Annotated in this window: 13 protein-coding genes; 10 read left to right on the plus strand and 3 right to left on the minus strand. The window is 73.9% G+C overall.

Annotated elements, in window-relative coordinates; translation table 11 throughout:
- Window positions 1-162: 162 nt before the first annotated feature.
- From E1281_RS26515 to E1281_RS26525, 3 genes are read left to right on the plus strand one after another with little or no spacing between them, the layout of a single operon-like run.
- Entirely contained in the window at window positions 163-1,221 is a 1,059-nt protein-coding gene (locus E1281_RS26515) for an iron ABC transporter permease (RefSeq protein WP_131882405.1), read from the plus strand.
- Window positions 1,218-1,988 (plus strand): ABC transporter ATP-binding protein, encoded by a 771-nt coding sequence (locus tag E1281_RS26520; protein ID WP_131882392.1) that lies wholly within the window; start codon window positions 1,218-1,220, stop codon window positions 1,986-1,988. Before E1281_RS26515 ends, E1281_RS26520 begins: the two co-directional genes overlap by 4 nt.
- Window positions 1,985-2,683, plus strand: coding sequence for an adenosylcobinamide amidohydrolase (locus E1281_RS26525; protein ID WP_243717426.1), 699 nt, complete (start codon window positions 1,985-1,987; stop codon window positions 2,681-2,683). Before E1281_RS26520 ends, E1281_RS26525 begins: the two co-directional genes overlap by 4 nt.
- Window positions 2,684-2,839: 156 nt before the next feature.
- Here E1281_RS26525 and E1281_RS26530 read toward each other — a convergent pair whose 3' ends face one another.
- The gene (locus E1281_RS26530) at window positions 2,840-4,330 is read right to left on the minus strand and encodes a chromosome segregation ATPase (protein WP_131882393.1); all 1,491 of its coding nucleotides are present in this window, start codon (window positions 4,328-4,330) and stop codon (window positions 2,840-2,842) included.
- A 90-nt stretch (window positions 4,331-4,420) separates the two neighbouring features.
- Window positions 4,421-5,761 carry an AMP-binding protein gene (locus tag E1281_RS26535; protein WP_131882394.1) on the minus strand — a complete coding sequence of 447 codons (1,341 nt, stop codon included), beginning with the start codon at window positions 5,759-5,761 and terminating at the stop codon, window positions 4,421-4,423.
- Between the two features lie 233 nt (window positions 5,762-5,994).
- Between E1281_RS26535 and E1281_RS26540 the strand changes: the two genes are divergently transcribed.
- Window positions 5,995-6,813 (plus strand): hypothetical protein, encoded by an 819-nt coding sequence (locus tag E1281_RS26540; protein ID WP_131882395.1) that lies wholly within the window; start codon window positions 5,995-5,997, stop codon window positions 6,811-6,813.
- A 10-nt stretch (window positions 6,814-6,823) separates the two neighbouring features.
- Complete coding sequence (locus tag E1281_RS26545; RefSeq protein ID WP_131882396.1) at window positions 6,824-8,185, plus strand: extracellular solute-binding protein; 1,362 nt, start codon at window positions 6,824-6,826, stop codon at window positions 8,183-8,185.
- Here E1281_RS26545 and E1281_RS26550 read toward each other — a convergent pair.
- Entirely contained in the window at window positions 8,182-8,826 is a 645-nt protein-coding gene (locus tag E1281_RS26550) for a TetR/AcrR family transcriptional regulator (RefSeq protein ID WP_131882397.1), read from the minus strand. The genes E1281_RS26545 and E1281_RS26550 overlap by 4 nt on opposite strands.
- A gap of 78 nt (window positions 8,827-8,904) precedes the next feature.
- Here E1281_RS26550 and E1281_RS26555 point away from each other — a divergent pair, with 78 nt between their 5' ends.
- The 5 genes from E1281_RS26555 to E1281_RS26575 all read left to right on the plus strand — a co-directional run.
- Window positions 8,905-10,518, plus strand: coding sequence for a carboxyl transferase domain-containing protein (locus E1281_RS26555; RefSeq protein ID WP_131882399.1), 1,614 nt, complete (start codon window positions 8,905-8,907; stop codon window positions 10,516-10,518).
- Between the two features lie 8 nt (window positions 10,519-10,526).
- On the plus strand, window positions 10,527-12,464 hold the full coding sequence (locus E1281_RS26560) for a biotin carboxylase N-terminal domain-containing protein (RefSeq protein ID WP_131882400.1): 1,938 nt from the start codon (window positions 10,527-10,529) through the stop codon (window positions 12,462-12,464).
- Window positions 12,465-12,466: 2 nt separating this feature from the next.
- Window positions 12,467-13,396 carry a hydroxymethylglutaryl-CoA lyase gene (locus tag E1281_RS26565; RefSeq protein ID WP_207943500.1) on the plus strand — a complete coding sequence of 310 codons (930 nt, stop codon included), beginning with the start codon at window positions 12,467-12,469 and terminating at the stop codon, window positions 13,394-13,396.
- A complete protein-coding gene (locus E1281_RS26570; protein ID WP_131882402.1) occupies window positions 13,393-14,541 on the plus strand; it encodes an acyl-CoA dehydrogenase family protein in 1,149 nt (382 codons plus the stop codon). Before E1281_RS26565 ends, E1281_RS26570 begins: the two co-directional genes overlap by 4 nt.
- A 43-nt stretch (window positions 14,542-14,584) precedes the next feature.
- A partial coding sequence (locus E1281_RS26575) for an FkbM family methyltransferase (protein WP_131882403.1) occupies window positions 14,585-15,110 on the plus strand: 526 nt, incomplete at its 3' end.

A 15,110-nucleotide genomic window follows, 5' to 3' on the forward strand; every position in this document is an offset into this window, starting at 1 on the left:
GTCCCCCGCCGTCCCCGGGACGTTCCGGCCGATCCGCACGTCCCGGCCGGGACGTCCCCGGACGTCCGCGAGCAGGCGCAGGACGTACCCGAGACGTCCCGGCAGCCGCGGCCCGGGGCGTGGAGGCACAGGCTGAAGGCGCCCGGCATGAAGCGGCCGGCGATGACGAGGAAGAGGTTGCCGCAGCCGCCGGGGCAGGCCAGGCTGCGGCCGGTGTCGCTCGCGGCGGGTGTCGCGCTGCTGGCGGCGGCCCTCCTGGGCGGGGTGCTGGCGGGGGCCGCGGACCTACCCGCCGGCGGGGTGCTCAAGGCGCTGGCCGACCGGCTCCCGTTCGTGCACATCGACTCGGGGCTCGGCGTCATCGACGAGAACGTCCTGTTCGAACTCCGCGTCCCGAGGGCGCTGATGGCCGCGCTCGTCGGGGGGATGCTCGCCATGGCGGGCGCCGGATACCAGGGAGTGTTCCGCAACCCGCTCGCCGACCCGTACCTGCTGGGCGCCGCCGCGGGCGCCGGGGTCGGCGCGACCACGGTGATCGTGCTGGTGCCGGGCGATCCCGGGTACGCGGTGCCGCTCGCCGCGTTCGTGGGCGCGGTCTCCGGAGTGTTCCTGGCGTACGTGCTGGGCGGCACGGCGGGACGCGGCAACGGGGCGGCGACGCTGGTACTGGCAGGGGTCGCGGTGTCGTCGTTCCTGGCGGCCGTGCAGACGTTCCTGCAGCAGCTGAAGACGGAGGAACTCCAGCGGATCTTCTCGTGGCTGCTCGGCGGGGTCGGGGCGGCCGACTGGCGCCAGCTGGCGCTGATCGCCCCGTACGCGCTGGTGTCGACGGTGGTCCTGCTCGCGCACGGCCGGCTGCTGGACGTGCTGAGCGTCGGGGACGAGGAGGCCGCGTCGCTCGGCCTGTCGGCGTCGCGGGTGCGGATGACCGTGCTGGTCGCGGCGTCGCTGGCGACGGCGTGCGCGGTAGCGGTGAGCGGGCTGATCGGGTTCGTCGGCATCGTGGTGCCGCATGTGGTCCGGAGGCTGGCGGGCGGTTCGTACCGGGTCGTGCTGCCGCTGTCGTTGCTGGGCGGTGCGGCGTTCCTCGGGGTGGCGGACCTGGTGGCGCGGACGGTGATCGCCCCCGGCGAGGTGCCGCTCGGCGTGGTGACGGCGTTCGTCGGCGGGCCGTTCTTCGTCGCGGTGCTGCGCGCGAGCCGCAGGCAGGTGGAGACGTGACGGTGCGGGTGCGGGACCTGGACGTGGCGCTGGGCGGGCGGCCCGTGCTGAAGGGTGTGTCGGTGGACGTCCCGGCAGGGTCGTGGACGGCGGTCATCGGGCCGAACGGGGCGGGCAAGTCGACGCTGCTGCGCGCGGTCCTGGGCCTGGTGGCGTCCCACGGCGAGATCGCGGTGGCGGGCGCGGACCTGGGGTCGCTGAAGCCGAGGCAGCGGGCCCGGCTGGTCGCCTACGCGCCGCAGACCCCGAACCTCCCGGTGGGGATGACGGTCTTCGACTACACCCTCCTCGGCCGCTCCCCCTACATCCCGCATCTGGGACGGGAGAGCGCGCGGGACCGGGAGATCACCGCCGAGGTCCTCGACCGGCTGGACCTCGCCGGCTTCGCGGCCCGCTCCCTGGACCACCTCTCGGGCGGCGAGCGGCAGCGGGTGGTGCTGGCGCGGGCACTGGCGCAGCAGACCCCGGTGCTGCTGCTGGACGAGCCGACCACCGCCCTCGACATCGGCCACCAGCAGCAGGTGATGGAGCTGGTCGACCAGCTCCGGCTGTCGGACGAGCTGACCGTCGTCACGACCATCCATGACCTGACGCTGGCGGGCCAGTACGCCGACGACCTGGTCCTCATCTCCGGCGGGCGGGTCGCGGCGACGGGCGAGCCGGCGCGGGTCCTCACGCGTTCCGCGGTCGAGGAGCATTTCGACGCGCGCGTGCGCGTCACCCCCGGCCCCGGCGGCCGGCCGATCCTGTCGCTGGAGCGCCCGTGAGACTCGAGACGGTGTGGCGCGAGGAGGACGGGGCGCGGCTCGCCTCGACCGTGTGGCGCTCCGGCCCCGGGTACCGGATGATCTCGTCGGCGCTGCTGGGCGGAGGGATCGGCCCGGCCCGGTGGGTGCTGAACGCGCAGGTCGCGGGCGGCTACTCGCGCATGGACCCGGTCGTCCACCTCCAGGAACTGGCCGGATCGTACGGCCTTGAGGGGCCGGGCGTCGGGATGCTCACGGCCGCGTCGGTGTCGCGCACCATGCGGCGGGACGACGAGGGCGTGGCCGTCTCGGCAACGGTCGGGTTGCGGGTCCCGACATGGGCGGCCTCCCCCGCCGGCACGGCCGATCCCGAGCTGGCGCCGATCCGCCTGGACGGGACGGCTCCCTCAGCGTGGACCCCCGGGACCATCAACATCGTCGTCGCCGTGCCCGTGCCGCTGAACGACGCGGCGCTGGTGAACGCCGTCATCACCGCCACCGAGGCGAAGACCCAGGCGCTCCTCGAAGCGGGCTATCCGTGCACGGGCACCGCGTCCGACGCCGTCTGCGTCGCCGCGGCGACCGGCGGCGGAGCGGCGGAGCCGTTCGCGGGCCCCCGTTCCGTCTGGGGATCCAGGATCGCCCGCGCCGTCCACGCCGCCGTCCGTGCGGGCGCCCTCGACTACACCGCCTACCTGGAATCCCGCGCCACCTGAGGCCGGGCCGCCTGAGGGGCTCCCGGCGGCCGCGCCCCCGCGGACGGGCACCGGCCGCCGTACCACCCCGGTGCGATACGGCGGCCGGATCAGGGCCAGTGCAGTGTGGGGAAGGGCCTCACCTCCTCGCGGTGCGTGGGTCGGCCGGCGTGACGATCAGCCGGCGTAGGGCAGGCGGTGTCCGTTGAGCGGGCCGTACTGCCGGCTCGGGTCGGTGGTGAGCGGGTCGCCGCCGTCCGGGGACGATCCGCTCATCGGCGGCAAGGGGTGCAGTCCGGTCGGCGGCTCCCGGTCGATGGGCGGGCGGAGGCCGCCGGTGCGGTACACGTCCCCGTTGCCGGTGAGCGCGTCGACCCGGCGGCGGGCCCGTTCCGCCTCGGCGCGGGCCGCGTCGCGTTCGGCGGTCAGCGCGTGCACCGTGGCCCGGAGCTCCTCGGCGGTGCGGATCAGCTGCCAGTTGTGCTGCTCCAACTCGCGTCCGCGCGCCTGGATCTGGTCGCGGTCGGCGACTGCCTGGCCGCGTTTGGCCTCGGCGTCACCGACGGCCGAGCGCAGGTCCTCGGTGGCGCGCTTCACCGCCTCGGCCTCGATGCGCTGCCCCTCGACGAGGGTCTCGGCCTCGGACAGCCGCCCGTGCAGCGAGACCAGTTCGGCGCGGGCGCTCTCCAGCGAGGCGAGCAGCTCGCCCTCGCGGGAGGCGACGCGGTCGCGTTCGTGTTCGGCGGCGAGCCGCGCGGCGCTCGCCGCTTCGGCCTCCTCCTTGGCCTTCCGGCGTTCCCGGCCGGCGGTGTCGAGTTCGGCGGCGAGGTGCTCGGCCCGGGTACGGGCGGCCGCCGCCTCCTGCTCGGCGGCGTCCGCGCGGGCACGGGCGGCCGCGGTCTCCCGCCAGGCGACCTCGGCCTGCCGCTGGGACGCGTCGCGTTCCCGCTGCGCGATCGCGACCTGTCCGAAGGCATCGGCGTTGGCGTCGGCGACCCGCCGTTCGACGCCGGCGACGCTCAGCTCCGACATGAGGGACCAGGCGAGCCGATCTGTGGCGCCCTCCAGCCGCTCGACCATCTCCCACGCCCAGGCGACCTGGCCGGTGAGCCCCGGTGACTCGCGGCCGCGTTCGCGGTTCTCGCGCGCGGACCGCTCGCACTCCCCGTCGGTGTCCTGGCAGTAGCGCACGATACGGGCGTCGTGCGCCGGCTGCGGCACGGGCCGTCCGCAGCCGGCGCACGGCCAGACCGCGACCGGGTCACCGAGGCGTGCGGTCCCGGCGCGGTCGTCCTCGTCGCCTGACGCCATCTGCGCCAGGGCGGACGAGGCCGAGAACACCGCCGAGGCTTCCATGAGCCGCCGCCCGCCGGGGAGCGGCCACTCCTCGGGGAACGGCCGTGCGGCGTCGCCGGTGGGCGGCGCGGGGGCGGCGGACGGCCGCGCGGTGTCCGGCGCCTCGGCCGCGGCGGGTTCGCCGCCCGGCTCGGCACGGAGGGCCGGGTCCGCACGGGACGCCTGAACCACGCGGGAGTCCCGGCGGGGCGCGGTCGCCGCGGCCACCGCCTTGGCGTGGGCGGCGGGGTCGGCGACGACGGGAAGGTCGGTCTTGGTCGGGGCAGGGGTCGGGACGACGCCGTCGAGCGGTGCGACCTTCTTGTCCTTCATGTGCCGTTGTACGCACGAACCCCCGGAGGCGTTCGACGTCGACCGAGACGACTTCGGCCGCGTCCCGCCCCGCCGGCGCGGCACGCGCGTTCAGCCCGCGCGTTCCTCCAGGTAGTCCTCCCTCACCCGGCGCCGGCTCAGTTTGCCGGACGGGGTGCGCGGCAGCGATTCGCGGAACTCGATCCGGCGCGGATGCTTCAGTTTGGACAGCCGGGGCTCGCAGTGGGCGAGCAGCCCGGCGGCCAGGGCGTCGCCCGCGGCCGCGTCCGCGGCGGGCTCGACGAGGGCGACGACGCTCTGCCCCCAGTCGTCGTCCGGGACGCCGATGACGGCGACGTCCGCGACCGCCGGGTGCTGCAGCAGGGCGTTCTCGATCTCGGCCGGGTAGATGTTGACGCCGCCGGAGATGATGAGGTCGGTGCGGCGGTCGCTCATGTAGAGCCAGCCGTCCTCGTCGAGGTGGCCGAGGTCGCCGGGCGTGTAGAAGTCGCCGCGCATGGCGGACGCCGTCTTCTCCGGGTCGTCGTGGTACTCGAACCCGGGCTGCCCGCTCGCGTAGATCAGGCCGGTCTCCCCCGGCGGGAGCTCGGCCCCCTCCGGGTCGAGGATCTTGATCTGGACGCCGTCGACCGCGCGCCCGACCGTCCCCGGGCGGGCGAGCCACTGCTCCGGGGTGGCGACGACGACGGGGCCGCTCTCGGTCGAGCCGTAGTACTCGTAGAGGACGGGCCCCCACCAGTCCAGCATCCGGTGCTTGGTCTCGACGGGGATGGGCGCGGCGCTGTGGTAGACCTGCCGCAGCGACGACAGGTCGTAGCGCGCCCGGACCTCGTCGGGCAGGGCGAGCATGCTCAGCGTCTGCCGCATGAGGTCGAGCACCATCTCCGGCGGGATGTCGAGCAGCGACCGCCGGACGCCCTTCGGCCGGCCCGTCGTCCCGGACGTGTAGAGCATGACCGAGCCCATCTGCCGCTTCCCGGGCGGATCGGCGCCGCCCTTGGCGCACAGCTCGGCCATCGACCCGTAGCCCTCGGCGGGGTCGACGCTCACCCGCCCCTCGGCCGGGATGCCCGCCTCGTCCGCCGCGCCCTTCACGACGTCGCCGAACGCACTCTCGGTCACGACGGCCTTGGCGCCGCTGTCGGCCAGGATGTACCCGATCTCCGACGCCGTCAGATGGCGGCTCACGGGGACGAGGTACAGGCCGCTCTGGAAGGCGGCCAGGAGGACCGTGAGGAACTCGGGCCGGTTGCCGAGCACGGTCGCCAGCGAATCGCCGGGACGCAGCCCGAGCCCGCCCAGCGCGTTCGACAGCCGGTTCACCTCGGCGTGCAGCTCGCCGTAGGTCACCGGTCGGCCGGGAGTCGGCAGCGCTGGACGGTCCGGGTGGTTCTGTGCGATCTCGTAGAAGCCGACACCCTCGACGCTCATGCGGAACTCCTCGGTCCGGGGTCAGCCAGGCGGCCGGATGACCTCCGGTACATCCTGGCCCATCTCGCCGCGAGCACGTCAAGACAAGCGGGCGGTTCGCACACGGGAGGGGATAGATCGGCCGATCCGGGTCAGATTTTTTCCTGACCCGGCCCGCGCCCGCAAATATCATGAGGTCGTTTTACGGGGGGGGCCTGACCAGTCGAGGCCGACGCGGCATGGAGTCCGCATGAGTGATCCCGGCAACGGCGACGGGGGGCGAGCCGTGGCCGCTCACCGTCATCCTCAGCGTGTGCTCCGGGGTCATCGTCACCGTGACGATGACGGAGGTCTACGCGGTCGCGTGGCTGGGCACGCTCATCACCGCCACCGTGACGGTCATGTGCGTCATGCTGCTGGGCTGGCTGGCCTTCCGGCTGCTGAAGTCGATGGACGACCGGGTCAGGACGCCGCTGCCGACGGCTCTGACGTCCCTGGTGTGGGGCGCGGCCGGCGCGGCGCTGATGGCCGTCGTCCTGCTCGCCGGCGCCACCACCGTCCGGTTCCTGGAGGAGCACACGGGCGCGTGCGGTCTGCCGCTGGAGCTGCGGGTCCTGAACGCGCCCGAGACGCTCCCGTCGACGGCGTCGCCCGGCGACGGCGGAACGGCCGGGAACGTTCCCCAGGGCGCCGCGTCCCCCCGCCAGAAGAACGCCGTCACGAACGGCCTGGAGGCGGTCGCGTCCACCGGGGCCGACCGTCCGCTCATCGACGCGATCGAGGCGGCCGACCTCGGCCCCGGACGCCCCGATCTCATCCTCGTCACCGACGGGCAGAGCCCGGACACCAATCCCCGCCTCGGCTCCCGGGCCGCGTGGCTGTCCGGCGAGTTCCGCGAACGGCACCCCGACCTGCGGGTGACCGTCGTGCTGACGGGACCGGCGGCGTGCGACTCCCGGCCCGTCGAGGAGGTCGTGGACGCGCTCGGCCCCGGTGACGGCGGCGCGTGCGTGGCGCTGACCGAGGCCCCCGAGGCGGAGCAGGCCGCCGCGCTGCTGTCGGATCTGAGATGACGGGGCGAGGATGACGCGTCGGTGGTACCTCCCGCACGATCGGACGGCCGGGACCGCCCTCGCCTCGGGCGCGGTGCTGATGCTGATCGCGGCCCTGGTCGTCCTCCTCGGTCCGCTGGAGTCCTCGTACCCGGCGATGGAGATGGACTGCGAGCGCGAGGAGCTGTTCGTCGCCGGAGGGACGGACGTCAGCCTGAGGAGCCAGCGCCGGGCGCTCATCCGGCGGTGGAACGAGGGGCGCTACCCGGACGGCCGTCCCCATCCCCACGCCACGCCCGTGGAGGTGGCGGAGTCGACCGACCTGCAGCACAGCCAGATCAAGGCGGTCCAGGAGTCGGGGAGCTGCGCCTATGACGTCCTCATCATGGACAACACCTGGACGGCGCAGTTCGCCGAAGCCGGCTACCTGGTCGCGCTGGAGGACGTCGCCGTCCGGGACGACTTCTTCCCCGCCGCGCTGCGGACGGGTGAATGGGAGGGCGAGCAGTACGCGATCCCGTTCAACGTGGACGTCGGGCTTCTCTACAACCGGGAGGGCGCGACGACGCCGACGGCGTGGCCGGGGCTTCTCGGCTCCGGTGTCGCCATGCAGCTCTCCGGCTACGAGGGCCTCACGGTCAACGCGCTGGAGGCCGTGTGGAACGGCGGCGGCCGCGGGCTGCTCACCGGCGACGGGCGGCCGAGCGAGGAGGAGCTGCGCGAGACGGTGTATCCGGCGCTCGTCGGGATGGCCCCGTACGCGCGGGGGGCGCTGGCCGCGTCGCGGCTGTACGGGGAGCGGGAGAGCATCGAGGCGTTCGCCTCCGGGACGGGGCTGATGCGCAACTGGCCGTACGTGTTCTCCGCGCTGGCGAGCGAGCCGCGCATGCGGGACGGCGGCCGGCTGAGGTTCGGGGTGCGGGCCCTGCCCGGCCGCACCGTCCTCGGCGGGCAGAACCTCGCGGTCTCCGCGCACTCCCCGAACCCTGGAGCCGCCCAGGATCTCGTGGAGTTCCTGAGCGGGACGGGGAGCCAGCGCCTGCTGTTCTCGTGCGGCGGTTTCGCGCCGGGGCGGTACTCCGCGCTCGGGCTGGCCCCGGACCGCCGCTCCCCCGCCGGGGTGGAGGCGCGGGCGTGCTCGTCCCTCACCGGCGAGCCGCTCGAACCGGGCGAGGCCGACGCGCCCGGCCCGGCGCAGCTCGCCGAGCTGGGGCGCGCGGTGGTCACCGCGCTCACCCGCGCCGACCCCCGTCCGGTCACCCCGCACTACAGCACGTTCTCCAGCACGTTCCGGGACTGCGTGCAGAAGATCTTCGACCGTGCCGGACTGGACGCCCACGAGTTCGCCGAGGCCGTCAGCGCGTCGCTGGACGGCCGCGCGGCCTCCTGCTAGGAGGCGCCTCCGGGCCGGTGGGCGGCGGCTTCGAGGGCTGCGCCCTCCAATGCGGAGCGGGCCATCGTGCGCAGGAGGTCGCGCATCGCGTCGCGGTCGAGCCCGGCGGCGCTGCGCGGGGTCGAGTTGAGCAGGCCGAAGCAGGCGTGGACGGCGGCGCGGGTCCGCTCGTCCGGCAGGCCGGGGCTCAGGCGGCGCAGTACCGCGACCCACTCCTCCACGTAGGCGCGCTGGAGCCGGCGGATCCGGTGCCGCTGCGGCTCGGGGACGTTGTCCAGCTCGCGCTCGTGGACGGTGATCAGCGCCGGGTTGTCGAGGGAGAACGCGATGTGCCAGCCCAGCAGGGCGTCCAGGGCGCGGTCGGGGTCGGGGGCCGCGGCGCGGCGGACGCCCTCGGCGAGCAGCCGCTCGCTGATGTCGAGGAGCATCTCGGCGAGGACCGCCTCCTTGCCGCTGAAGTGCCGGTACAGGGCGGGACCGGTGAGCCCGACGGCCCGTCCGAGGTCGCCGATGGACGCCCCGTGGTAGCCGCGGCGCGCGAACAGCTCGGCCGCGGCGCCGAGGATCTCGGCCCGGCGCGGGTTGGGCGGGCCTGCCGGGGAATCGGGTCCGGAGGCCGCCCCGGCGGGGCGGGACGTCATGCCGGCCAGTCTAGACTAGAGTTGTTAATGGACGTTAACATCGGCATTGTTAATGATCGTTAACCGGGAGGGGAGGCCATGAGCGGACCGGAGATCGGTTCCCGCGCCGACGTGACGGGCGAGGCCTTCAAGGCGAGCGCCGCGCACAACGCGGCCCTCGTCGCGGAGCTGCGCGAGCACGTCGACCGCGCCGGGCGCGGCGGTCCCGAGCGGGCGCGCGAGCGGCACGCCGCGCGCGGCAAGCTGCTCCCCCGCGACCGCGTCGACACGCTCCTCGACCCCGGCTCCCCCTTCCTCGAACTGTCGCCGCTGGCCGCGAACGGCATGTACGGGGACGAGGCCCCCGGCGCCGGGATCATCACCGGTGTCGGGCGGGTCTCCGGCCGCGAATGCGTCGTCGTCGCCAACGACGCCACCGTCAAGGGCGGCACCTACTACCCGGTCACGGTGAAGAAGCACCTGCGGGCGCAGGAGGTGGCGCTGCACAACCGGCTGCCCTGCGTCTACCTGGTCGACTCCGGCGGCGCGTTCCTCCCCCGCCAGGACGAGGTCTTCCCCGACCGTGAGCACTTCGGCCGCATCTTCTACAACCAGGCCACGATGTCCGGGCGGGGCATCCCGCAGATCGCCGCGGTGATGGGCTCGTGCACGGCGGGCGGCGCCTACGTCCCGGCGATGAGCGACGAGGCCGTCATCGTCCGCGGCCAGGGGACGATCTTCCTGGGCGGGCCGCCGCTGGTGAAGGCCGCCACCGGCGAGGTCGTGACGGCCGAGGAGCTGGGCGGCGGCGAGCTGCACTCCCGCACGTCCGGCGTCACCGACCACCTCGCCGAGGACGACGCGGACGCGCTGCGGATCGTCCGCGACATCGTCGGCACGCTCGGGCCGCGCGAGCCGCGCCCGTGGGACGTCGCGCCGTCCGAGGAGCCCGCCGTGGACCCCGCCGAGCTCTACGGGGTCGTCCCGCAGGACCCGCGGACCCCCTACGACGTGCGCGAGGTCATCGCCCGGATCGTGGACGGCAGCCGCTTCCAGGAGTTCAAGAAGGAGTACGGGCCCACGCTCGTCACCGGATTCGCCCGCGTGCACGGCCACCCGGTCGGCATCGTCGCCAACAACGGCATCCTGTTCTCCGAGTCGGCGCAAAAGGGTGCGCATTTCATCGAACTGTGCGACCGGCGCAGTGTCCCGCTGGTGTTCCTGCAGAACATCACCGGGTTCATGGTCGGGCGCGAATACGAGGCGGGCGGCATCGCCAAGCACGGCGCGAAGATGGTCACCGCCGTCGCGTGCGCCCGCGTCCCGAAGTTCACCGTCGTCATCGGCGGCTCGTTCGGCGCGGGCAACTACGCGATGTGCGGCCGCGCGTACTCGCCGCGCTTCCTGTGGATGTGGCCGAACGCCCGGATCTCGGTGATGGGCGGGGAGCAGGCCGCGAGCGTGCTCGCCACCGTCCGCCGCGACCAGAGGGAGGCGCGCGGCGAGGAGTGGCCCGCGCGGGACGAGGAAGACTTCAAGGCACCGATCCGCGACCAGTACGAGGCCCAGGGGAACCCGTACTACTCGACGGCGCGGCTGTGGGACGACGGAGTGATCGACCCGCTCGACACCCGGCGGGTGCTGGGGCTCGGGCTGGCGGTCGCCGCCAACGCGCCGCTGGAGCCGGTCGGCTACGGCGTCTTCCGGATGTGAGGGTGTTGATGTTCGACAGCGTGCTGGTCGCCAACCGCGGGGAGATCGCCGTCCGCGTGTTCCGGACGTTGCGGCGGCTCGGTGTCCGCTCCGTGGCGGTCCACACCGATGCCGACGCCCTGGCCCGCCACGTGCGGGAGGCGGACGAGGCCCTGCGGATCCCGTCGTACCTGGACATCGAGGCCGTGATCGCGGCGGCGCGCGACTCCGGGGCGCCCGCCGTCCACCCGGGGTACGGCTTCCTCGCGGAGAACCCGGCGTTCGCGCGGGCGTGCGCCGAGGCGGGGCTGGTGTTCATCGGCCCGCCCGCCGCGGCGATCGAGACGATGGGCGACAAGATCCGCGCGAAGCGGACGGTCGCGGAGGCCGGGGTCCCCGTCGTCCCGGGAAGGGATGAGCCGGGCCTTTCGGACGCCGAGCTGAAGGCCGCCGCGCTGGAGATCGGGCTTCCGGTGCTGCTGAAGCCGTCCGCGGGCGGGGGCGGCAAGGGCATGCGGCTCGTCCGGGACGCGGCGGACCTGCCGGAGGCGATCGCGTCCGCCCGCCGCGAGGCGCGCGGCTCGTTCGGCGACGACACGCTGCTCGCCGAGCGGTTCGTCGAGAACCCCCGGCACATCGAGATCCAGGTCTTCGCGGACGGCCACGGGAACGTCATTCACCTGGGCGAACGCGAATGCAGCCTGCAACGGCGGCACCAGAAGATCATCGAGGAGGCGCCGTCCCCGCTGCTGGACGAGGCGGCCCGCGAGCGGATGGGCGCCGCCGCCGTCGCCGCCGCCCGAGCCGTCGGATACGCGGGCGCAGGGACCGTCGAGTACATCATCTCCGCAGACCACCCCGACGAGTTCTTCTTCATGGAGATGAACACCCGGCTCCAGGTCGAGCACCCGGTCACCGAAATGGTCACGGGCCTTGACCTGGTGGAACTCCAACTCCGCGTGGCCGCCGGCGAGCCGCTGCCGCTCACCCGGGACGACGTCCGCATGGACGGGCACTCGATCGAGGCCCGCGTCTACGCCGAGGACCCCGCCCGCGGCTTCCTGCCCACCGGGGGCCGCGTCCTGGCGCTGGCCGAACCCGAGGGCGCCCGCGTCGACTCCGGGCTCGACGCCGGAACCGGGATCGGCGGCTCCTACGATCCGATGCTCGCCAAGGTGATCGTCCACGGACCCGGCCGGGCCGAGGCCCTGCGGCGCCTCGACCGGGCGCTCGCCTCGTACACGCTGCTGGGCGTCCCGACGAACGTCGCGTTCCTGCGCTCGCTCGTGCGGCACCCGTCCGTGGTGTCGGGTGATCTCGACACGGGACTGGTCGAACGTGCGCTGGACGACCTGATGTCCGGCATGTCCGTCCCGCCCGAGGTGTTCGCCGCCGCCGCGCTGGAACGGATGCTGGCGCTCGAAACCGGTGACGACCCGTGGGAGATCCCGGACGGCTGGCGTCCCGGCGCCCACGCCTGGACGCCGTGGATCATCACTCCGTCCGGCGGTGACCCGGTGGAGGTCCGCGTCCAGGGCCGGGCCGCGGCCGCGCGCGTCGCGATCGGTACCGCCCCTCCGGTCACCGCGTCGCTGAGCAGGCCCTTCACGCTGACCTACGCTGGGAGGACGACCTCGTTCCAGGCCGCCCGCGACGGGGACACGCTGTGGCTCGGCCGCGACGGGCACGCGTGGGCGCTGAGCGAGCACGTCCGCGCAGAGGCGGGCGCCGCGTCCGCCGGGACGGGCGACGGGGTGCTGCGCAGCCCGATGCCCGGCACGATCCTGGCCGTCAAGGCGGCCGAGGGCGAACGGGTGGCGCAGGGCCAGCCGCTCGTGGTCGTCGAGGCCATGAAGATGGAGCACGCCGTCACCGCGCCGCTCGCCGGCGTCGTGGCGAAACTGCCGGTCCGCGCGGGCGCGCAGGTCGCCCTCGACGCGGTACTGGCCGTGATCGAGGAGGAATGACGATGCGGGTACCTCTTTCCGGGCTTCCGGGGCGGGTCACGATCTACGAGGTCGGGCCGCGCGACGGGCTCCAGAACGAGAAGGCCGTCGTGCCCGTGGACGTCAAGTCCGAGTTCGTGACGCGGCTGGCCGGCGCGGGCCTGCGCACGATCGAGACGACGAGCTTCGTCCACCCCGCCTGGGTGCCGCAGCTCGCCGACGCCGAAGAGCTCCTCGACGTCCTTCCCCGCTCGCCGGACCTGCGCTATCCCGTCCTCGTCCCGAACGGGCGGGGCCTCGACCGGGCGCTCGCCAACGGCGTCACCGAGATCGCGATCTTCGGCAGCGCCACCGAGTCGTTCGCGCGCCGCAACCTCAACCGCTCCGTGGACGAGTCGCTCGCGATGTTCGCGCCCGTCGTCGAGCGCGCCCACGCCGAAGGGCTCTGGGTGCGCGCCTACGTGTCGATGGCGTGCGGCGACCCGTGGGAGGGCGACGTGCCCATCGAGCAGGTCGTGGCGGTCGCGTCCCGGCTGATGGAGCTCGGCTGCTCGCAGCTCAGCATCGGCGACACCATCGGCGTCGGCACGCCCGGCCACGTCACCGCCCTCATCGAGGCGCTCGGCGCCGCGGGCATCGGCACCGAGCGGCTCGCCGTCCACTTCCACGACACCTACGGGCAGGCCCTCGCCAACACCCTCGCCGCCCTCCGCGCGGGCGTCACCGTCGTCGACGCGTCCGCCGGCGGCATCGGCGGCTGCCCGTACGCCGAGAGCGCCACCGGCAACCTGGCCACCGAGGACCTCGTCTGGATGCTGCACGGCCTCGGCATCGAGACGGGCGTCGACCTCGACCGGCTCGCCGCCACGAGCCGGTGGATGGCCCGCCGCCTGGGCCGCCCCAGCCCGTCCCGCGTCGTCCAGGCCCTCTCCCCGGATCGGAGTAGTTCATGATCGACTTCACGCTCAGCGACGAGCAGGAGGAGCTGCGGAGCACGGTCGAGCGGTTCGCCCGCGAGACCGTCGCCCCGGTCATCGGGGACCTGTACGAGCGCGGCGAGTTCCCGTACGAGATCGTCGCCGCCATGGGCAGGATGGGGCTGTTCGGCCTGCCGTTCCCCGAGGAGCACGGCGGCATGGGCGGCGACTACTTCGCCCTCTGCCTGGCCCTGGAGGAACTCGCCCGCGTCGACTCGTCCGTGGCGATCACGCTTGAGGCCGGGGTCTCGCTGGGCGCGATGCCGATCCACCGGTTCGGGTCGGCCGAGCAGAAGAAGCGGTGGCTGCCGCAGCTCACGTCCGGGGAGCGGCTGGCGGGCTTCGGACTGACCGAGCCGGGCGGCGGCTCCGACGTCCCCGGCGGCATGCGCACCACCGCCCGGCTGGACGGCGACACCTGGGTGATCAACGGCTCCAAGGCGTTCATCACCAACTCCGGCACCGACATCACCGCGTTCGTGACCGTCACCGCCTTCACCGGCGACGGCGAGATCTCCACGATCATCGTCCCGAACGGGACCCCGGGCTTCACGGTCGGGCGCAAGTACTCCAAGGTGGGCTGGTCGTCGTCCGACACCCGCGAGCTGTCCTTCGACGACGTGCGCGTCCCCGCCGGGAACCTCGTCGGCGAGCGCGGCCGCGGCTACGCGCAGTTCCTCCGCATCCTGGACGAGGGCCGCATCGCGATCGCCGCGCTCTCGGTCGGCCTCGCCCAGGGCTGCGTGGACGAGTCCCTCCGCCACGCCCGCGAGCGGGAGGCGTTCGGCAAGGAGATCGGCCGCTACCAGGCGATGCAGTTCAAGATCGCCGATATGGAGACGCGCGCCCACACCGCCCGCCTGGCCTACTACGCCGCCGCCGCGAAACTGCTCGCGGGCGGGGAGTTCAAGAAGGAGGCCGCGATCGCCAAGCTCGTCGCGTCCAACGCCGCCATGGACAACGCCCGCGACGCGACCCAGATCTTCGGCGGCTACGGCTTCATGAACGAGTACGCCGTCGGCCGCTTCTACCGCGACGCGAAGATCCTCGAAGTGGGCGAGGGCACCTCCGAGGTCCAGCGCATGCTCATCGCCCGCGCCCTTGGTCTCCCCCCGTCCTGACGCTCGCGGCGGCCGGGCCTCCGGTGCGCGGTAGGGTCGGCGGATGCTGCTCCGCGCGTACGGCATCGCCCGGTCGTTGGTCATGTACTACGGGGTCCCGGGCAAGCACCGGCGGGCGTCGCGCCTCTACGGCGAGTTCCTCGGGCCCGGCGACGTCGCGTTCGACATCGGCGCGCACGTGGGCGGCCGGGTGCGCGTGTGGAGGCACCTCGGCGCGCGGGTGATCGCGGTCGAGCCGCAGCCGGACTGCCTGCGCGTCCTGCGGCTCTTCTACGGCCGCGACCGGGACGTCGCCATCGTTCCCGGAGCCGCCGGGGCCGAGCCGGGCCGCGCGGAACTGGCGGTCTCCTCGGCGACGCCCACGGTCTCCTCGATGTCCCGCGACTGGATCACGTCGGTGACCCGTGACAGGAGCTTCGCTCGCGTCCGATGGGACGGCGCCGTCGAGATCGAGGTGACCACCCTCGACGACCTCATCGCCGCCCACGGCGAACCGGCCTTCTGCAAGATCGACGTCGAGGGCTTCGAGGCGGATGTCCTCGCCGGCCTCACCCGTCCCCTCCCCGCCC

Source organism: Actinomadura sp. KC345 (assembly GCF_004348515.1).
In the GTDB taxonomy this organism is placed as follows: Bacteria; Actinomycetota; Actinomycetes; order Streptosporangiales; family Streptosporangiaceae; genus Spirillospora.